Source organism: Streptomyces sp. NBC_01426, from assembly GCF_036231985.1.
Taxonomy (GTDB): Bacteria; Actinomycetota; Actinomycetes; order Streptomycetales; family Streptomycetaceae; genus Streptomyces.
The window spans coordinates 4,541,012-4,560,358 of sequence record NZ_CP109500.1; the positions used below are offsets into that span (position 1 = coordinate 4,541,012).

Annotated in this window: 14 protein-coding genes; 12 read left to right on the forward strand and 2 right to left on the reverse strand. The window is 73.0% G+C overall.

The window, feature by feature from the left end; all coding sequences use genetic code 11:
* Nucleotides 1-42: 42 nt before the first annotated feature.
* Both OG906_RS20175 and OG906_RS20180 read left to right on the forward strand, forming a co-directional pair.
* Nucleotides 43-867, forward strand: a complete 825-nt coding sequence (locus tag OG906_RS20175; protein WP_329444659.1) for an energy-coupling factor ABC transporter ATP-binding protein — start codon at nucleotides 43-45, stop codon at nucleotides 865-867.
* Between the two features lie 28 nt (nucleotides 868-895).
* The gene (locus OG906_RS20180) at nucleotides 896-2,131 is read left to right on the forward strand and encodes a serine hydrolase domain-containing protein (RefSeq protein ID WP_329444660.1); all 1,236 of its coding nucleotides are present in this window, start codon (nucleotides 896-898) and stop codon (nucleotides 2,129-2,131) included.
* A gap of 193 nt (nucleotides 2,132-2,324) precedes the next feature.
* On the opposite strand, the gene OG906_RS20185 is transcribed toward OG906_RS20180, so the two are convergent.
* A complete protein-coding gene (locus OG906_RS20185) occupies nucleotides 2,325-4,013 on the reverse strand; it encodes a penicillin-binding transpeptidase domain-containing protein (protein WP_329444662.1) in 1,689 nt (562 codons plus the stop codon).
* Between the two features lie 347 nt (nucleotides 4,014-4,360).
* Nucleotides 4,361-6,127, reverse strand: a complete 1,767-nt coding sequence (locus OG906_RS20190) for a dolichyl-phosphate-mannose--protein mannosyltransferase (protein WP_385638710.1) — start codon at nucleotides 6,125-6,127, stop codon at nucleotides 4,361-4,363.
* A gap of 88 nt (nucleotides 6,128-6,215) precedes the next feature.
* Here OG906_RS20190 and rsmI point away from each other — a divergent pair, with 88 nt between their 5' ends.
* The 10 genes from rsmI (at nucleotide 6,216) to OG906_RS20240 (ending at nucleotide 19,284) form a co-directional block, all read left to right on the forward strand.
* On the forward strand, nucleotides 6,216-7,133 hold the full coding sequence (rsmI, locus tag OG906_RS20195; RefSeq protein ID WP_267796236.1) for a 16S rRNA (cytidine(1402)-2'-O)-methyltransferase: 918 nt from the start codon (nucleotides 6,216-6,218) through the stop codon (nucleotides 7,131-7,133).
* A 137-nt stretch (nucleotides 7,134-7,270) separates the two neighbouring features.
* A complete protein-coding gene (locus OG906_RS20200) occupies nucleotides 7,271-7,786 on the forward strand; it encodes a hypothetical protein (protein WP_392891296.1) in 516 nt (171 codons plus the stop codon).
* 60 nt (nucleotides 7,787-7,846) lie between these two features.
* Nucleotides 7,847-8,749: a TatD family hydrolase gene (locus OG906_RS20205; protein ID WP_329444665.1), complete on the forward strand. Its 903-nt coding sequence runs from the start codon at nucleotides 7,847-7,849 to the stop codon at nucleotides 8,747-8,749.
* 442 nt (nucleotides 8,750-9,191) lie between these two features.
* The gene (locus OG906_RS20210; RefSeq protein WP_443067464.1) at nucleotides 9,192-10,613 is read left to right on the forward strand and encodes a ubiquitin-like domain-containing protein; all 1,422 of its coding nucleotides are present in this window, start codon (nucleotides 9,192-9,194) and stop codon (nucleotides 10,611-10,613) included.
* Nucleotides 10,610-11,512, forward strand: a complete 903-nt coding sequence (gene rsmA, locus OG906_RS20215) for a 16S rRNA (adenine(1518)-N(6)/adenine(1519)-N(6))-dimethyltransferase RsmA (protein ID WP_267796233.1) — start codon at nucleotides 10,610-10,612, stop codon at nucleotides 11,510-11,512. Before OG906_RS20210 ends, rsmA begins: the two co-directional genes overlap by 4 nt.
* A gap of 32 nt (nucleotides 11,513-11,544) precedes the next feature.
* Nucleotides 11,545-12,447 (forward strand): 4-(cytidine 5'-diphospho)-2-C-methyl-D-erythritol kinase, encoded by a 903-nt coding sequence (locus tag OG906_RS20220; protein ID WP_329448075.1) that lies wholly within the window; start codon nucleotides 11,545-11,547, stop codon nucleotides 12,445-12,447.
* 117 nt (nucleotides 12,448-12,564) lie between these two features.
* On the forward strand, nucleotides 12,565-13,884 hold the full coding sequence (locus OG906_RS20225; RefSeq protein WP_329444667.1) for an acyltransferase family protein: 1,320 nt from the start codon (nucleotides 12,565-12,567) through the stop codon (nucleotides 13,882-13,884).
* A gap of 28 nt (nucleotides 13,885-13,912) precedes the next feature.
* On the forward strand, nucleotides 13,913-15,709 hold the full coding sequence (locus OG906_RS20230) for an ABC-F family ATP-binding cassette domain-containing protein (RefSeq protein WP_329444669.1): 1,797 nt from the start codon (nucleotides 13,913-13,915) through the stop codon (nucleotides 15,707-15,709).
* Between the two features lie 162 nt (nucleotides 15,710-15,871).
* Nucleotides 15,872-17,509 carry an outer membrane protein assembly factor BamB family protein gene (locus OG906_RS20235; protein WP_329444671.1) on the forward strand — a complete coding sequence of 546 codons (1,638 nt, stop codon included), beginning with the start codon at nucleotides 15,872-15,874 and terminating at the stop codon, nucleotides 17,507-17,509.
* A gap of 53 nt (nucleotides 17,510-17,562) precedes the next feature.
* Nucleotides 17,563-19,284, forward strand: coding sequence for an outer membrane protein assembly factor BamB family protein (locus OG906_RS20240; protein WP_329444673.1), 1,722 nt, complete (start codon nucleotides 17,563-17,565; stop codon nucleotides 19,282-19,284).
* The last annotated feature ends 63 nt before the right edge of the window (nucleotides 19,285-19,347 follow it).

A 19,347-nucleotide genomic window follows, 5' to 3' on the forward strand; every position in this document is an offset into this window, starting at 1 on the left:
CGTGAACGAGCCGGGTGGGATGGACACCGTGAACGTGATGGGATGGACGCCGTGAACGCCCCCTCGACCCCCGCACCGCCCTCGCTGGACGTCTCCGGCCTCGCCTACGCCTACCCGGACGGACACCAGGCCCTCTTCGGCGTGAACCTGACCGTCGGGCCGGGGGAACGCGTCGCCCTGCTCGGCCCCAACGGCGCGGGCAAGACCACGCTCGTCCTGCACCTCAACGGCATCCTCGGCGGCGGGGTCGGCACCGTGACGGTGGCCGGCCTGCCGGTGGAGAAGCGGAACTTCGCCGAGATCCGCCGCCGGGTCGGCATCGTCTTCCAGGACCCCGACGACCAGCTGTTCATGCCCAGCGTCCGCGAGGACGTGGCCTTCGGCCCGGCGGCCGCCGGCATGCGGGGCGCGGAGCTGGAGCAGCGGGTCCGGGAGGCGCTGGAGCAGGTCGGCATGGCCGCCTTCGCGGACCGGCCGCCGCACCACCTGTCCTTCGGCCAACGCCGCCGGGTGGCGGTGGCGACCGTGCTCGCCATGCGGCCCGAGATCCTGGTCCTCGACGAGCCCTCCTCCAACCTCGACCCCGCCTCGCGGCGCGAGCTGGCCGACATCCTGCGCTCGCTGGACGTGACGGTGCTCATGGTCACGCACGACCTGCCGTACGCGCTGGAACTGTGCCCGCGCGCGGTGATCCTCAGCGACGGGGTCATCACCGCCGACGGGCGGACGCAGGACCTGCTGTGCGACGAGGAGCTGATGGGCGCCCACCGGCTGGAACTCCCCTTCGGCTTCGACCCGCGCTCGGTGACACCACCCGCGCCGACGACCGCCGCGCCGGGCACCGGGACCCCGGCCCCGGCGGCATAAGAGCCCCCGGCCGGTTGTTGGAACCGTCGTGGAGATCCAGGGTGAGGTGACGGAGGGCTTCGAGGCCGTCCGGGACGCGTTCGTACGCAACTTCGAGGTGCTCGGGGACCGGGGCGCGGCCGTGGCCGTGTACCGCGACGGCCGCAAGGTCGTGGACCTGTGGGCCGGCACGAAGGACGTGGACGGCGGCCACCCCGGGGGCTCGGACGGCGCCGGGATCGAGGACGGCGCCGGGACCGGGGACGGCGCCGGGACCGGGGGCGGCGCAGCGCCCTGGACCGCGGACACGGCGCAGGTCGTGCGCTCGGCCACCAAGGGCGTGGCCGCGGCCGTCCCGCTGCTGTTGCACCAGCGGGGGCTGCTGGACCTGGACGCGCCGGTCGGAGCCCACTGGCCGGAGTTCAAGGCGGGCGGCAAGGAACGGGTACGGGTCCGCGACCTGCTGGCACACCGCGCGGGCGTCCCCGCGCTGGACCGGCCGTTGACGCCGGCCCTGGCGGCGGACGGCGAGAGCGGGCCGCGGGCCGTCGCCGAACAGACCGCCTTCTGGCAGCCCGGCACGGACCACGGCTACCACGCGCAGACGTACAGCTGGCTGCTCTCGGAACTGGTGCTCCGGGTGACCGGCATGTCGCTGGGCCGGTGGCTGGCCCGGGAGGTCACGGGCCCGCTGGGCCTGGACTTCTGGATCGGGCTGCCCGACGCCGAGGCGGGGCGGGTCGGCAGGGTCGGACCGGTGGAGCCGCCGGCGTCGGCGGGGGCGCTGCGCACCCGGCCACGCAGAAACGTTTCGGAGGCCTACGCCGACCCGCACTCGCTGACCCGGCGCGCCTTCGCGGCCATCGACCCCCTGCCCGACGAGAACGACCCCGCCTACCGGGCCTCCGAACTGCCCGCCTCGGCCGGCATCGGCACCGCCCGGGCCCTGGCCGGGTTCTACGCGGCGCTGCTGGACGACACCGAGGACGGAACCCGACTGTTCACCCCCGAGACCGCGGCCCTGGCGTCCAAGGAGCTGTCCTCGGGCCCGGACCGGGTGCTCGTCGTCAACACCCGCTTCGGCCCCGGCCACATGCTCCACGGTCCGGCCTCCCCGCTGCTGTCCCCGGCCTCCTTCGGGCACCCGGGACGGGGCGGCTCGCTCGCCTTCGCCGACGCGGAGGCGGGCATCGGCTTCGGGTACGTCACCAACTCCCTGGCCAAGTCCGTCACTGCGGACCCCCGCGCGCAGGCCTTGGTCCGGGCGGTACGCGCGTCGCTCTGAGCGGGGGCGCGGCGTCGGGGCGCGGGGCTCCGGCTCGGGGCTCCGGGTGGATGGCGGGGGGCGGGGGTGTACGGGCGCCCGTACGTCGGGAGTTGTGCGGGCGCCCGTACGCCGGGAGTGGTCTGGGCGCCCGTACGCCGGGAGTGGTTCGGGCGCCTGTACGTCGGGTGCCGTACGCACGCCCGTACGTAGGTCAGGAACGCAGGACCGCCGCCACGATCGGGCCCGCCGCGTCCCCGCCGTGGCCGCCGCCCTCGACCATCGCCGCCGCGGCCACGTCGTCGCTGAAGCCCGTGAACCAACTGTCCGGGCTCGCCGCGCCGTCCACCTCCGCCGAGCCGGTCTTCGCGCCCTTGTCGCCGCCGACCGACGCCATCGCCTTGGCGCCGGTACCGCTGGTCGCCGTCAGCCGCATCATGGACACCAGTTGGCCGCGCACCGACGACTTCATCGCGCGCGCCGCCGTCGCGGTCGTCCGGCCGTCCAACTCGGGGGAGACCAACAGGGGCTGGTGGAACCGGCCGCTGCGCGCCGTCGCCGTGATGGACGCGATGTTCAGCGGGTTCATGGTGATCTGGCCCTGCCCGATGTACTCGGCCGCCGACTCCGCGCCGGTCGTCACCGGGACCTTGCCGTCGAAGGACTTGATGCCCGTCTTCCAGTCCAGGCCGATGCCGAAGACCTCCGTGGCCTCCTTCGACAGCGCGGCGTCCTCGTCGACCTCGTCGATCTGCTTGATGAAGGCGGTGTTGCAGGACTTGGCGAAGCTCGTCGAGAAGTTCGTGCCCGCCGGCAGCTGGAAGTTGCTCAGGTTGTGGAAGGAACGGCCGCCCCAGGACACGGTCTTGTCGCACGGGGCGGGCTTGTCGGCGGCCACCTTGCCGCGGTCGAGCAGCATCGCCGCCGTGACGATCTTCATCGTCGAGCCGGGTGCGCGCGTGCCCGTCATCGCCGCGTCGTAGCCGTCCTTGCGGTTGTTGGCGATCGCCAGGATGTGGCCGTTGCTCGGCTTGACGGCCACCACCGAGGACTCCGGGTACTTGGCCACCGCCTGCTCCGCCGCGGCCTGCACCTTCGCGTCCAGGTACGTCTTGAGGGTGCTCGGCTCGCCCGCCACCAGGGTCAACAGCGTGCGTCTGCCGCCACTGTCCTGCCCGGCGCCGCCGTCCTGGGTGGTGGCGCCGTCCTGGGTGGTGGCGCCGGCGGTGGCCGGTTCGATCCACAGCTCCGCGCCCGCCTTGCCGCCGGCCTTGCCGCCGTAGACCTCGCGCAGTTGGGCCAGGACCGGCCGCAGCGACGGGTACTTCTCCGGGGTCAGTTCCTGGTCGTTGCGGTCCACCAGCTTGACCGGGGGACTGGCCGGCGTGCCCGCGCGCAGGCGCTCGCCGCGCTTGAGGTCCGGATGGATCACCGAGGCCTGCCAGTCGACCAGGGCCTTGCCGGTGCTGAGGCCGCGGACCACGGTGAGCCGGGACTCGTACGCGAGGGGCTTGGTCGTGCCCTCGTAGGTGACCTCGGCCTCGACCTTGAAGGGCACGGTCGTGCCGCTCGGGGTGCCGGGGGTGATCACCGCCCTGGACACGTAGGCCCTGGTCTTGAAGTCGGCGACCGCCGACAGCGCCTCGGACGCGTTGTTCGTCCAGTCGGCCGCCGTGCGCTCGTCCCCGGCCGCCCACGCGGTCAGGAAGCCCTTCGCGGCCTCCGCGGTCTCCTTCTCGGTGACCGGCCCCTCGCCCCTCGTCGCGGTGGCCGTCTTGCTGTCGGCCGTGTCGTCCTTGCCCCCGCCGGTGTCGCCGACCAGTGAATACATGCCGTATCCGGCTCCGCCGACCATCGCGAGGAAAACCCCGCCGATGATGGCACCCTTCGCCGCCCCGTTCACTTGCGTCCCCTCCCCAGGAACCACGGTCCTCTGAACATGTTCAAGAACCCCTGGTATGGACATTACGCTGAGCGAGCGGGTGTGGTGCGTGTTGTTACCGGACCGGAACGTGCCGCCGGTCACACCCCGAACGCGGCGACGGGGGTGGAGCGTTGGCGGCGGGCGCGACTCCGGGGGTGATTCCGGGCGCGACTCCGGGCGCCTCGGCGACGCCGGTGCCGGCCGAGCCGGATACCGTCCCAGCCCAGCAACCCTGCTCCCCGCACCCGCGGGGATGAACCCCCCGGGAACCACCACGAAGGGCCCGACACCGGCAGGTGTCGGGCCCTTCGGGTGATTTGGCGGCGCTAGACCCAGGTGTCCAGCCACATGCGGCCGCGCCAGGAGTCCATCGGGAGGGACTGGCCCGTGTAGATGGGCCAGAAGTAGATGAAGTTCCAGACGATCAGCAGGACGAGCACGCCCGCGCCGATCGCGCCGATCGCGCGGCGGCGTTCGGAGGAGCCCGCCGGGCCGAGCATCGCGCCGATCATCATCGCCACGGCCAGGCACAGGTACGGGACGAAGACCACCGCGTAGAAGAAGAAGATGGTCCGCTCCTGGTAGTTGAACCAGGGCAGCAGGCCCGCGGCCAGCGCGCACGCGATCGCTCCCGCCCGCCAGTCGCGCCGGAACAGCCACCGCCACAGCACGTACAGCAGGGCGAAGCACCCCGCCCACCACAGCAGCGGCGTGCCCAGGGCCAGTACTTCGCGGGCGCACTTGGCGGTCTCCGTGGCCGGGCAGCCGTCGGTGCCGGGCGCGGGGGACTCGTAGAAGTACGAGACGGGCCGGCCGAGCACGAGCCAGCTCCACGGGTTCGACTCGTAGGTGTGTCCCGAGGTCAGGCCCACGTGGAACTTGTAGACCTCGGTCTCGTAGTGCCACAGGCTCCGCAGCCACTCGGGCAGGAAGGACAGCGAGCTGTTCTGGTCGTGCTTGGCGGCCCAGTCGCGGAAGTAGCCTCCCTTGCCGTTGTCCGGGCTGATGATCCAGCCCGTCCACGACGCCAGGTACACGGCGATCGCCACCGGCACCGTCGACAGGAAGCCGGGCAGCGCGTCCCTGCGGAGCATCGCCGCGTACGGGGCGCCCGCGCCGGCCGTGCGGCGCGCGGCCGCGTCCCACAGCACGGTCAGGATCCCGAAGAAGGCCAGGACCACGAGGCCGTTCCACTTGGTGCCGAACGCCAGACCCAGGCAGACGCCCGCCAGGATCCGGTACGGGCGCCAGCCCAGCCGCAGCGTCTCCGCGACGGCGAGGTCCGGGCGGGTGCGTCCGTCCCCGTCCACGGGGAGCGCCGCCGCGAGTCTCGCCCGGGCCTTGTCCCGGTCGACGACCAGCGCACCGAAGGCGGCCAGCACGAAGAACATCAGCACCAGGTCGAGGAGGGCCGTGCGGCTCATCACCAGGTGCAGGCCGTCCACCGCCAGCAGGGCGCCCGCCAGGCAGCCCAGGAAGGTGGAACGGAAGAGGCGGCGGCCGATCCGGCACAGCATCAGAACGGACAGGGTGCCGAGCACGGCGGTCATGAACCGCCAGCCGAACGGATCGAAGCCGAACATCCACTCGCCGATGCCGATCACCCATTTGCCGACCGGCGGGTGCACGACGTAGCCCGGGTCCAGCGGCAACGCCACCCCGTCCGGGTCGGACAGGATCGACTTGTCGATGTCCTTGGGCCAACTCGCCTCGTAGCCCTGCCGGATCGTGGCCCAGGCGTCCTTGGCGTAGTACGTCTCGTCGAATATCACCGCCTTGGGGCTGCCCAGGTGCACGAACCGCAGCACCCCGGCGACCAGGGCCACCAGCAGCGGCCCGGCCCACGCCATGACCCGCTGCCAGGTGACCGCCGCCGAGGCCGGCACGCCGAGCGCCGTCCACAACTGTGCGGAGGGGCGGGCGTACGGGGGCACGAGGCGGGTGCGGACGTCCGCGTCGGGGGTCCGCGGCGCGTAGCCGAAGCCCCGCAGACGGCGGAGCCATACGGACGGCTCGGGCTCGGAGTCGCGTCCACCCGAGGGGGCGGGCGGGGCCCCCGCGGGGCTGGGCGGCGGCGTCGCGGTACTGGTCACCGGGTCATCGTAGGGAACGCGTCCGCAGGAACCCCAGCGCCGGGGCGGCCCGGGGCGTGCCGGGTGGGGCTCCTGAGAGGATGGGCGGGTGACGACTGACCAGCCCCGCGGCGCCGAGACCTCCCCTTCCACCGGTGTGCTCGTGCTCGCCGGCACCCCGATCGGCGATCTCGCCGACGCCCCGCCCCGGCTCGGGGCCGAGCTGGAGCGGGCCGACGTGGTCGCCGCCGAGGACACCCGGCGGCTGCGCAGGCTGACCCAGGGGCTCGGCGTGCACACCACCGGGCGCGTCCTGTCGTACTTCGAGGGCAACGAGTCCGCCCGCACCCCCGAACTGGTCGAGGCCCTGGAAGCCGGCAAGCGGGTGCTGCTGGTCACCGACGCCGGCATGCCCTCGGTGTCGGACCCCGGCTACCGGCTGGTCGCCGCCGCCGTCGAGAAGGACATCAAGGTCACCGCCGTGCCGGGGCCCTCCGCCGTGCTGACCGCGCTCGCCCTGTCCGGGTTGCCCGTGGACCGGTTCTGCTTCGAGGGATTCCTGCCGCGCAAGGCCGGCGAGCGCCTCGGCCGGCTGCGCGAGGTCGAGTCGGAGCGGCGCACCCTCGTCTACTTCGAGGCGCCCCACCGGCTCGACGACACCCTGGCCGCCATGGCCGAGGTCTTCGGCGCCGACCGGCGGGCCGCCGTCTGCCGCGAACTGACCAAGACGTACGAGGAGGTCAAGCGCGGCGGGCTCGGCGAGCTGGCGGCGTGGGCCGCGGAGGGCGTGCGCGGGGAGATCACCGTCGTCGTCGAGGGCGCTCCGGCCGCCGGACCCGGCGACGTGGACGACGAGGAGCTGGTGCGCAGGGTGCGGGTGCGCGAGGAGGCGGGCGAGCGTCGCAAGGAGGCCATCGCCGCCGTCGCCGCCGAGGCGGGCGTACCCAAGAGGGACGTTTTCGACGCGGTCGTCGCGGCAAAGAACGCGGCACAAAAGGTGCCCGGAATCGGTAAAGACCCGGCCTGAAAAGCAAAGCTCAGACCGTGCACCGGGCACTTTGGGCATGACTCGGCCAAAGACCGTCCAACAGTCGACAGGGCCTGATGCGCTCCCGCCCCCAGAGGCGTCCACTGGCTATGCACCAGTGGAAAAGAGGAGCTGGCATGACCGAGATCGCAGACACCCCGGTACCCGGACCCGTCGTCGCCGCCACCGCCGAATCCCCCGCCGTCCCAGCGCCCTCGAAGCGCAACGTCCCGACCGTCCACGAGGCGTACTCGTTCGCCTGCATGAAGTGCGGGTACGGCTGGGAGCAGGCGTACGAGATAGAACACCACGTCGACGGCGAGGGCCGGCCCTTCATCGTCTACACGGTCCAGGCCGAACGGGTCCCGTCCCCGCTCTCGAATCCGACGTGCATGAACTGCGGCGGCCACGTGGTCCGCATCATGCGCGAGGGTCAGGTCAAGTCGGTGCTCGGTACGCTCGACCGCATCTACCACCACCCCGTCGCGCCCGGCATCGCCGGACCCGTCCCGGCCGGGGCCAACACCCCGCGCACCCCCAAGCCCCGCAAGTCGCCCCCGGCGCACGCCGCCCCGGGGCCGGTGGTGGTGACCGACGGGGAGGAACGCCGGGGGCTGCTGGCCCGGCTGACGCGGCGGTTCCGCCGGTCCTGAGCCCGCCACTGCACGGGACGCGGGGAGGCGTCCCGGAGCCCCGGTCATAAGATCGGCCGTATGAGCCGTACCGCCAACGACGCACCGCCCCCGCCGCCCGAACCGCTGCGGGTGGCGGTCGCCGATTCCCACACCCACCTGGACATGCAGTCGGGCACCGTCGAGGAGGGCCTCGCCAAGGCCGCCTCGGTGGGCGTGACCACCGTCGTGCAGGTGGGCTGCGACGTGAAGGGCTCGCGCTGGGCCGCCGAGACCGCCGCCGCGTACGAGAACGTCCACGCGGCCGTCGCCCTCCACCCGAACGAGGCCCCCCGCATCGTCCACGGCGATCCGGACGGCTGGTCCCGGCAGGGAGCCCGGGCCGGCGGCGGCGACGGCGCCCTCGACGAGGCGCTCGCCGAGATCGAGGCCCTCGCGGCGCTCGACCACGTGAAGGCGGTCGGCGAGACCGGCCTCGACTTCTTCCGCACCGGCCCCGAGGGCACGGCGGCGCAGGAGCGTTCCTTCCGCGCCCACATCGAGATCGCCAAGCGCCGGGGCAAGGCCCTGGTCATCCACGACCGCGAGGCCCACGCCGACGTGCTGCGCATCCTGCGCGAGGAGGGCGCGCCCGAACGCACCGTCTTCCACTGCTACTCGGGGGACGCCGAGATGGCCCGCGAGTGCGCCGCCGCCGGCTACTACATGTCCTTCGCCGGGACCGTCACCTTCAAGAACGCCGCCCCGCTGCGCGAGGCCCTCGCCGTGGCCCCGCTGGAGCTGGTGCTCGTGGAGACCGACGCCCCGTACCTCACCCCGGCGCCCTACCGCGGCCGGCCCAACGCCCCGTACCTGATCCCGCTCACCGTGCGGGCCATGGCGGCCGTCCGGGGCCTCGACGAGGACGCCATGGCGACCGCCCTGGCCGCCAACACGGCGCGCGCCTTCGACTACGTCCCGTCGAGCCCCGGCGTCGCGCTCTGACACACCCGTTCGCCTGACACGTTGCGTCACCGAACGACTTTGGTGCGTGACGGTCGTTCCCGTTAGGGTGCCCTGCCCGAACCAGCGGGGCCGGACCAGTGGAGCGAGCGTCGTGAGCGATACCCAGGGCAGTCACCGCCGTGGCGGTCCCGTCGGTCCCGTCCCGGAGGCGTACCCGGCACCCCCGACCCGGCACGACGCGGTACCGGAGCCCTGGGATCCGGAGCCTCCGGGACCGCCGGGGGCCGCGCCCGTCGCGGAACGGGAACCCGAACCCGCGTGGCCCGCACCGTGGCCCGCACCGGCGTGGCCCGCCCCCGTCGCGGATCCCGGCCCCGCCGGCCCGGTGGACGCGGCCGCCCTGCCCGGAGCGCCCGTGTCCGGGGTGCCCGCGCCCCGATCCGCGCGCCGCCGCAGGTCCCCCGAGCCGGAGTGGACCCGGGTGCGCGACCGCGGCGCCGACACGCTCCGGCCGCCCCACGACCCACCGCCCCACGACGCACCGGTCGAGGAGTCCGCGGGCCCGGGGCGGCGACGCCGCCGGGAGAGCGCGCCCGTACCCGCCCCGGCGGCGTTCACGGGAGAACCCGACGCCCCGGTGAACCCGGCGCCCCCCGGTTCCGGACGCCGCCGCGGAGCGGACGCCGCCCCCGAGACGCCGGGAGAGCCGGCCGCCGGCCGCCGCAGACGGGCACTGCCCACCGCACTCCCGACGGCCCCGCCGACCGCGGACCCGGCGCCCGCCCGGTCCCGCCGCTCCACCGGCACCGCCGCCGACACCTGGCGGCGGATCGTCCCGCAGGCCCTCGTCGTCGCCTTCCTCGCCGGCGGCACCACCGCCTTCGTCGCCGCAGACAAATCGGTTCGGCTCACCGTCGACGGAGTCCCGAGGTCCCTGCACACCTTCGCGGACGGGGTCGACGAACTCCTCGCCGCGGAAGACCTCGGCGTCGGCCCCCACGACCTCGTCGCCCCCGCCCGCGGCAGCGCCCTCGACGACGGCGAGGACATCGTCGTCCGCTACGGGCGGCCCCTGCGCCTCACCCTCGACGGGGAGCGCCGCCAGGTGTGGACCACCTCCCGCACCGTCGAGGGCGCGCTGCGCCAGCTCGGCATCCGCGCCGAGGGCGCCCACCTCTCCGCCCCCCGCACCACCCCCGTCCCGCGCAGCGGCCTCACCCTCGACGTCCGCACGGAACGCGGCGTCACCTTCCTGGCCGACGGCCGCGAGACCACCGTCCGCACCAACGCCGCCACCATCCAGGAGGCCCTCGACCAGGCCGGCATCACCCTGCACGGCCAGGACGCCACCTCCGTACCGCCGACCGCCTTCCCGCGCGACGGCCAGATCGTGACCGTCCTGCGCATCACCGGCACCCGCGAGGTCCGCGAGGAACGGATCCCGTACGAGATCCAGCGGGTCAGGGACGACGACCTGTTCGCCGGCACCGAGGTCGTCGAACGGGTCGGCCGGCCCGGAACGCGCCGGGTCACCTACGGCCTGCGCACCGTCAACGGGGTCCGTCAGAAGCCCCGCCGGCTCGCCGACGAGATCGTCCGCGCCCCCGTCGACCGGCTCGTGAAGGTCGGCACGAAGGCACTGCCCGACTCCGTCGCCGGCGCCGACGGCCTCGACTGGGGGGCGCTGGCCCAGTGCGAGTCCGGCGGCCGGCCCGGTGCCACCGACCCGTCGGGGACGTACGGCGGGCTGTACCAGTTCGACGTACGGACCTGGCAGGCCCTCGGCGGCAGCGGACGCCCGCAGGACGCGGCGGGGACGGAGCAGACGTACCGGGCCAAGAAGCTCTACGTGCAGCGGGGGGCGACTCCGTGGCCGCACTGCGGCCGTAGGCTTTACCGGTGAGCACCGCAGAGCAGCAGCCTGAGAGCACGACCCCCGACGCACTTCTCGGCCCGGCCGACATCCGGGAACTGGCCGCCGTACTCGGCGTCCGGCCGACGAAGCAGAAGGGGCAGAACTTCGTCATCGACGCCAACACGGTCCGTCGGATCGTCCGCACCGCCGAGGTGCGGCCCGACGACGTGGTCGTCGAGGTCGGCCCGGGCCTGGGCTCGCTGACGCTCGCGCTGCTGGAGGCCGCCGACCGGGTCGTCGCCGTCGAGATCGACGACATCCTGGCCGCCGCCCTGCCCGCCACCATCGAGGCCCGGATGCCGGCCCGCAAGGACCGCTTCTCCCTCGTGCACTCCGACGCGATGCTCGTCACCGAGCTGCCCGGCCCGGCGCCGACCGCGCTCGTCGCGAACCTGCCCTACAACGTGGCCGTCCCGGTGCTGCTGACCATGCTCGACCGGTTCCCGACCATCGAGCGGACCCTCGTCATGGTGCAGGCGGAGGTCGCCGACCGGCTCGCCGCCGAGCCCGGCAACAAGGTGTACGGAGTGCCCTCCGTCAAGGCCAACTGGTACGCCCACGTCAAGCGCGCGGGCTCCATCGGCCGCAAGGTCTTCTGGCCCGCGCCGAACGTCGACTCCGGACTCGTCTCGCTGGTCCGCCGCACCGAGCCGATCAAGACGACCGCCTCCAAGGCCGAGGTCTTCGCCGTCGTGGACGCCGCCTTCGCGCAGCGCCGCAAGACCCTGCGCGCCGCACTGGCCGGCTGGGCCGGCTCGGCGGCGGGCGCCGAGGCCGCCCTGGTCGCCGCCGGCATCTCGCCGCAGGCCCGCGGGGAGTCCCTGACGGTCGAGGAGTTCGCGGCCATCGCCGAGAACAAGCCCGAGGCGCCGAGGCCGGCGCTGTGAGCGGGCACCCCACCGGGCAGGCACCCGACGCCGTGGCCGCCCCCGGATCCGTCACCGTGCGTGTCCCCGCGAAGGTCAACGTCCAACTGGCGGTCGGCGCCGCCCGACCCGACGGCTTCCACGACCTCGCCAACGTCTTCCTCGCCGTGTCCCTGTACGACGAGGTCACCGCGACCCCGGCCGCCGGGACGAAGGTGACCTGCGAGGGCCCCGACGCCGACCAGGTCCCCCTGGACCGCACCAACCTCGCGGCGCGCGCCGCCGAGATCCTGGCCGGACGGGCCGGGCTCTCCCCGGACGTGCACCTGCACATCGCGAAGAACATCCCCGTCGCGGGCGGCATGGCCGGCGGCAGTGCCGACGGGGCCGCCGCCCTGGTGGCCTGCGACGCCCTCTGGGGCCTGAACACCCCGATGACGGAACTCCTCGACATCTGCGCGGAACTCGGCAGCGACGTTCCGTTCAGCCTCATCGGCGGCGCCGCACTGGGCACCGGGCGGGGCGAGATCCTCACCCCCGTCCCCGCCGGCGCCTTTCACTGGGTCTTCGCCGTCGCCGACGGCGGCCTCTCGACCCCGGCCGTCTTCCGGGAGTTCGACCGGCTCGCCGCCGGCCACGACATCCCCGCCCCCCGGGCGTCGCCGGCCCTGCTGGCCGCCCTGGCCTCCGGCGACCCCGACGCCCTCGCCCCCACCCTGGTCAACGACCTCCAGCCCGCCGCCCTGTCCCTGCGCCCGCAGCTCGCGTCCGTCCTGGCCGCCGGCACCGGGGCCGGGGCGCTCGCCGCGCTGGTCTCGGGCTCCGGACCCACGACGGCGTTCCTGGTCCGCGACCCCGAGGCGGCGGCCGAGGTCGCCGCCGTCCTCGACGCCTCCGGGCTCTGTCGCGCCACCCGCGTGGCCTCCTCCCCGGCCCCCGGCGCGACCCTGCTCTGACCGGTCCCACCCGCCGGCGCGGCCGTGAACCGGCCCCGCCGGCGGGACGGGTACCCAGACCGAACATGAGTACCCGCACTCTGTCGGGGCCCCCGCGCGGCGGGCGACCGTGGCCCCATGACAGCCACCGCAAGCGAAATGGCCGCGGCCACGCCCGCCACTCGGGACCGGTACGTCGACCTGTTGAGGGTCGCCTCGCTCGCGACCGTGGTCCTCGGGCACTGGCTGATGGCCGCCGTCGGCCCCGACGGCATGGGGAACCTGCTCGGGATCGTGCCCGACCTCCAGCCACTCACCTGGGCGTTCCAGGTGATGCCGGTGTTCTTCTTCGTGGGCGGCTTCTCGCACGCCCTCTCGTACCGTTCCCTCACCCGCACGACCGACGGACCCGTCTACGCCGCCTTCCTGCGCGCCCGGCTCCAACGGCTGCTGCGCCCCACCCTCGTCTTCGTCGGCGTGTGGACCGCCTGCGCCCTCGTCGTACAGCTCGCCGGCGCCGACCGCGGGCCGCTCGCCGGCGCCGCGCTGCGCCTGGTGACGCAACCGCTGTGGTTCATCGGGATCTACCTCGCCATGGTCGCCTTCACCCCGCCCCTGCTGAAGCTGCACGAGCGCCACGGCTGGGCCGCCTTCGCCGCCCTCGCCGGCGCCGCGGCCCTCACCGACGTGCTGCGCTTCGCGCTCGGCGTCCCCTACGTGGAGTTCCTGAACTTCGCCTTCGTCTGGCTCGCCGTCCACCAGCTCGGCTTCCTGCGCGCCGACGGGCGACTCACCCGCCCCGCCGTCCTCGCCGCCGCCGGCCTCGCGGGCGCCGCGCTGCTCGTCGCGTACGGGCCGTACCCGCTCTCCATGGTCGGGATGCCCGGGGAGAAGGTGTCCAACATGGCGCCGCCCACCCTCGCCCTGCTCTGCCACGGCATGTGGCTGGTCGGCGCCGTGCAGCTCCTCGCCCGACCCGCCGCCGCGTGGGTGGCCCGGCCCCGCGTCTGGCGGGGCGTCGTCGCCGCCAACGGGATCGCCATGACCGCGTTCCTCTGGCACCTCACCGCCATGCTGGCCGTGTACGCCGGCCAGATCGGCCTCGGCCTGGCGCTCCCCGAGCCCGCCGGGGCCGCCTGGTGGGCGCAGGTCCCCGTCCGCCTGCTCCTGGCCGCCGCGCTGACCGGCGTGCTCGTGGCCGCGTTCCGACGCTTCGAGGCGCCCGTGCGCGGCGGCGCCGGCGCCGGGTCCGGGCCCCGCGCCGCCCTCGGCATCACCCTCTGCCTCCTCGGGATCCTCGGCCTGTCGACGACCGGCCTCGGAGGTCTGCTGGAGGGCCACAGCGCCACCCTGATCGCCCTCCCGGTCACCGCGCCCGCCGCGATCGCGATGGCGCTCGGCGGGTGGCTGCTGGTGGAACGGTCCGCCTCTCCCCGGAGGGTTAGGCTGAGGGGCTGATCCACACCCCTTCCCTGGAGCGCGTCTGATGGCCGTCAATCTGGTCAATGTCGAGGCAGTCGGCAAGGTGTACGGAACCCGTGCCCTGCTCGACGGCATCTCCCTCGGCGTGTCCGAGGGGGACCGGATCGGTGTCGTCGGCCGCAACGGCGACGGCAAGACCACCCTCATCCGGATGCTCGCCAAGCTGGAGGAACCCGACACCGGTCGGGTCACCCAGAACGGCGGACTGCGCATGGGCGTCCTCACCCAGCACGACTCGCTGGACCCCGCGGCCACCGTCCGTCACGAGATCATCGGGGACATGGCCGACCACGAGTGGGCCGGCAACGCCAAGATCCGCGACGTGCTGACCGGCCTCTTCGGCGGCCTGGACCTGCCCGGCTTCGGCCAGGGCCTGGACACCGTCATCGGACCGCTCTCCGGCGGCGAGCGCCGGCGCATCGCCCTCGCCCAACTGCTCATCGCGGACCAGGACCTCCTCGTCCTCGACGAGCCCACCAACCACCTCGACGTCGAGGGCATCTCCTGGCTGGCCCGCCACCTCCAGGAACGCCGCTCCGCGCTCGTCTGCGTCACCCACGACCGGTGGTTCCTCGACCAGGTCTGCACCCGCATGTGGGACGTGCAGCGCGGTGACGTCCACGAGTACGAGGGCGGCTACAGCGACTACGTCTTCGCCCGCGCGGAGCGCGACCGCATCGCCGCCACCGAGGAGTCCAAGCGGCAGAACCTGATGCGCAAGGAGCTGGCCTGGCTGCGCCGCGGCGCCCCCGCCCGCACCTCCAAGCCGCGCTACCGCATCGAGGCCGCCAACGAGCTGATCGCCGACGTGCCGCCGCCGCGCGACACCTCCGAGCTGATGAAGTTCGCCAACGCCCGCCTCGGCAAGACCGTGTTCGACCTGGAGGACGTCACCGTCCAGGCCGGGCCCAAGACGCTGCTCAAGCACCTGACCTGGCACCTCGGCCCCGGTGACCGCGTCGGCCTGGTCGGCGTCAACGGCGCCGGCAAGACCTCCCTGCTGCGCGCCCTCGCCGAGGCCGCCCGCACCCAGGGCGAGACCCAGCCCGCCGCCGGCACCGTCACCGTCGGCAAGACCGTCAGGCTCGCCTACCTGTCGCAGGAGGTCGGCGAACTCGACCCGTCGCTGCGCGTCCTGGAGGCCGTCCAGCGCGTCCGCGACCGCGTCGACCTCGGCAAGGGCCGCGAGATGACGGCCGGCCAGCTCTGCGAGCAGTTCGGCTTCACCAAGGAGAAGCAGTGGACGCCCGTCGGCGACCTGTCCGGCGGTGAGCGGCGCAGGCTGCAGATCCTGCGCCTGCTGATGGACGAGCCCAACGTCCTCTTCCTCGACGAGCCCACCAACGACCTCGACATCGAGACCCTGACGCAGTTGGAGGACCTCCTCGACGGCTGGCCCGGCTCGATGATCGTGATCTCCCACGACCGGTTCTTCATCGAGCGCACCACCGACACGGTGATGGCCCTGCTCGGGGACGCGAGCCTGCGCATGCTGCCGCGCGGTCTGGACGAGTACCTGGAACGCCGGCAGCGGATGATCGAAGCGGCCACCCCGGCGCCCGCGCCGGCCGCCGCGAAGTCGACGGCCTCCGGCGACTCCCGCGCGGCCAAGAAGGAACTCCAGAAGATCGAGCGACAGCTCAACAAGATGTCGGACCGCGAGTCGAACCTGCACGCGCAGATCGCCGAGAACTCCACCGACTACGACAAGGTCGCCAAGCTCGACGCCGAGCTGCGCGAACTCATCTCCGAGCGGGACGATTTGGAGATGCGCTGGCTGGAGCTCGCCGAAGACGCGTGATCGTCGTCTTCCGGCCACGCCTGCCGGCCCGATAACGGCCGAGTCACGGGCCGGTCCGCCCTTGGGAACAGGGGCCGGACCGGCCCGGCATAAGAACGGCGTCAGTGATAGAAAGGGCATCCTCCACCCTCCATGACCTCCTGACGCCGAAGGTATGCGCTGATGACCGAGCCGCCCCAGCCGCCGAACCAGCCACCCACACCTTCCGGTTACGGACACCTCCCGGGCCCGCCGCAGCCCGGCTACGGCTTCCCGCCCCAAGGTGCGAACCCGTACGCCCAGCAGCCGCCGACCGTCCCGCAGCAGCAGGCGCACCCCGGCTACGGATACCCGCCGCCCATGCCGCCCGGCCCGCCGCCGGGGGGCCCCGCGGGCCCCGGCGGGCAGCGCCGGCAGAAGCTGCTGATCGTCATCGCCGCGTCCGTGGCGGGCGTGCTCATCCTCGGCACCGGAGCCTGGTTCGCCTTCGGCAAGGGGGACGACGAGGGCGGGAAGCCCGTCGCGCAGGCCTCGACGCCCGCCGACGCCAAGCCCTCCGCCTCGGCCTCCGTGGACAAGGGCGACGGCAGCGGCAACGGCGCCGGTGAGCAGGAAGACCTCAACGCCGGCCGCAAACAGGGCGAGGACAAGGTCCTCTGGCTCAAGAGCAGCAAGGTGGACGGGCCCGGCGCCGGCGTCGACAGCGAAGGCCAGTGGATCATCGGGGACACCGTCGTCAAGAGCGTGTGGAAGTCCCTCACGGCCTTCGCCGTCGCCGACGGCAAGGAGAAGTGGACGCTGTCCTTCCCCACCGAGCTGTGTGGCGTCACCCCCGACACCACCACCGACGGCAAGACCGTCGTCATGTTCAAGGACGGCGAGTCGGACAGCTCCACCTGCAACCAGATGCGACTGGTCGACCTCAAGACGGGCAAGGCGGGCTGGACGAAGGAGGTGCCCAAGGAGGGCCTCTTCGACATCATGACCAGCCCCACCCTGTCCATCACCGGGGACACCGTCGCCGTCAGCCGGTCCACCACCGCGAGCGCCTTCAAGGTCAGCACCGGCGACAAGCTCTTCGGCAGCGCCCAGGCCGAGGGATGCAAACCCGGCAGCTACATCGCCGGCAACAACAAGATGATCGCCATCGCGACCTGTTACGACGACGACCACACCGTCGAGGTCCACGACGCCGACCCGGTCACCGGCAAGTCGACCTGGAACTACCGACTTGCCAAGAACCACGAGGTGACCAGCGTCTACTCGCTGGACCCGCTCGTCCTCGACATCAGCGACAAGGACAAGAAGCAACGCGGCATCGTGGTCCTCGGACCCGACGGCAAGCAGCGCACCAGCGTCTCCGGCGAGGGCAGTTTCGCCAACAAGTGCGGGGGCGGCCTCTTCGGGTCCATCCAGGTGTGCCGCGGCGCCGTGGTCGACTCCAACACCCTCTACCTGCCGACCACCCCGGCCGCCGGCACGGGCAACGAAGTCGTCGCCTTCGACCTCGGCACCGGCAAGGTCAAGTGGCGCGTCCCGGCCGGTGAGAAGAGGACCCTCACCCCCGTCACGGCCGTGAACGGACAACTGGTCGCCTACCGCGCCGCGGAGCAGGACAAGGGCGGCGAGATCCTCACCTATCCCGCCGGCGGCGGCGAACCCACCGCGACCCTGCGCAACCCGTCCGGGCCCGCGTCCGCCGTCGAGAACTCCTTCTACAAGCCGAGGATCGACTACGTCGACGGACGGCTGTACATCTCCGTGACCCACCTGCTCGCCAAGGGCAAGGACGAGAAGCTCCTGATGGTCTTCGGCAAGTGAACGAGCCGACCGAGCCGCCAACCGAGCCGCCCACCGAGAGGCAATGGCACCCCATGAGTACCCCGCCGCCCCCCAGTCAGCCGCCGTCCGGCGGCTTCGGCGCCCCGCAGGACCCCCCGCCCGGCGGGTTCTCCACCCCACCGCTGCCGTCCGCGCCGCCGCCGGTCCCGCAGCAGCCGCCCACCGCGCCTTCGTACGGCTACCCGCAGCAGCCGCCCACCGCGCCCTCGTACGGCTACCCGCAGCAGCCCGGCGCCCAGCCGCCCGCCTTCGGGCACCCCACCGCCCCCATGTACGCGGCCTCGGCCCCGTCCGGCGGCGCCCCCGGCGGCAACCGTGACCAGCGCAACCAGCTGATGATCGTCGGCGCGGCCCTGCTCGCCATCGTCCTCATCATCGGCGGCGGCTTCTGGTACGTCTCCGGCGACGACGGCGGCTCCACGCCCACCGCGAAGGGCGACCCGACCGCGGGCCCGGGCGACGACAAGGCGGCCGCCGGCGCCGGCGGCAAGGAGAAGGCGCCCGGCAACCCCAAGTCCAAGGTGCTGCTGAACCTGCCGAACCCGACGCCGACCGACACCGTCCAGGTCCCGGGTTCCTGGCTCACCGACACCACGTACGTCAAGTCGGACATCGGCAAGGTCGTCGGCTACAACCTCGTCGACGGCGGCAAGAAGTGGGAGATGGCCCTCCCCGGCGAGGTCTGCGCCGCCACCCACCACATCAGCGACAACAAGACGGCCATCCTCTTCCGGCCCACCCAGCCGACGGCGGAGAGCAAGTATCCGCCCTGCACCCAGGTCGGCGTCATCGACCTGAACGCGGGCAAGCTCCTCTGGTCCGGCAACACCAAGGGCGCCACCACCGGTGACAAGCCGGCCTCCTTCAGCGAGGTCACCCTCAGCGGCCAGACCGTCGCCGCCGGCGGAACCAACGGCGGCGCGGCCTGGAACCTCGCCGACGGCAAGTCCCTGTGGACCCCCAAGGTCGACGCCGAAGGCTGCTACGACTACGGCTACGCGGGCGGCGAGGCCCTCGCGGTCATCCGCAAGTGCGGCCGCAGCGGCGCCCAGAACCTGATCGCCCAGAGCCTCGACCCGGCCACCGGCGCGCCCACCGCCTCGTACAAGCTCTCCGACGGCATCGAGTGGGCCTCCATCGTGTCCACGAAGCCCCTGATCATCGGCGCCGACGTCGGCAAGACCGCCAAGAACGCCACCGGTGTCAGCGACCTCTTCGTCGTCGACCCCAAGGGCGAGCTGAAGGCCCGCATCGCGCTCAGCTCCGGCACCTTCGCCGGCAAGTGCGGCAGCACCGAGGTCGAGAAGTGCACCGGCATGCTCGTCGGCAACGGCAAGCTCTACCTGCCCTCCTACGAGCACCAGGGCCAGTCGTCCTACGGCCGCACCAACGAGCTGCTCTCCTTCGACCTGGAGACCGGCAAGCAGACCAGCGACCGCGCCGACGCCGGCGAGAAGTACCTCCTGTACCCGCTGCGCATGGACGGGTCGAACGTCATCGCCTACAAGGAGCCCCCGTACGACAAGGGCGGCCAGATCGTCAGCATCGACGGCAAGACGATGAAGGAAACCCTCCTCATGGAGAACCCGGCGGACAAGGAGATCCAGCGCGCCGAGACCGGCGACTTCTCGCCGGAGTTCTCCGAGTACCGCTACCACAACGGAAAGCTCTTCATCTCGCGCCGTTCGGTGAGCAAGCCGTACAGCAGCGGGGGCGACCCGGACTACCTGTTCGTGTCCTTCAGCGCGAGCTGATCCCGCCACCGCACCACCGCCGAAGCCCCCGGAAGGTCCGCCCTTCCGGGGGCTTTCGCGCGG

Coding starts and splice junctions, on each gene's coding strand:
- OG906_RS20205 (WP_329444665.1), top strand. CDS start 7,847: ATGAGCCGTACCGCCAACGACGCACCGCCCCCGCCGCCCGAACCGCTG.
- OG906_RS20225 (WP_329444667.1), top strand. CDS start 12,565: ATGACAGCCACCGCAAGCGAAATGGCCGCGGCCACGCCCGCCACTCGG.
- OG906_RS20240 (WP_329444673.1), top strand. CDS start 17,563: ATGAGTACCCCGCCGCCCCCCAGTCAGCCGCCGTCCGGCGGCTTCGGC.
- OG906_RS20200 (WP_392891296.1), top strand. CDS start 7,271: ATGACCGAGATCGCAGACACCCCGGTACCCGGACCCGTCGTCGCCGCC.
- OG906_RS20230 (WP_329444669.1), top strand. CDS start 13,913: ATGGCCGTCAATCTGGTCAATGTCGAGGCAGTCGGCAAGGTGTACGGA.
- OG906_RS20235 (WP_329444671.1), top strand. CDS start 15,872: ATGACCGAGCCGCCCCAGCCGCCGAACCAGCCACCCACACCTTCCGGT.
- OG906_RS20175 (WP_329444659.1), top strand. CDS start 43: ATGGACGCCGTGAACGCCCCCTCGACCCCCGCACCGCCCTCGCTGGAC.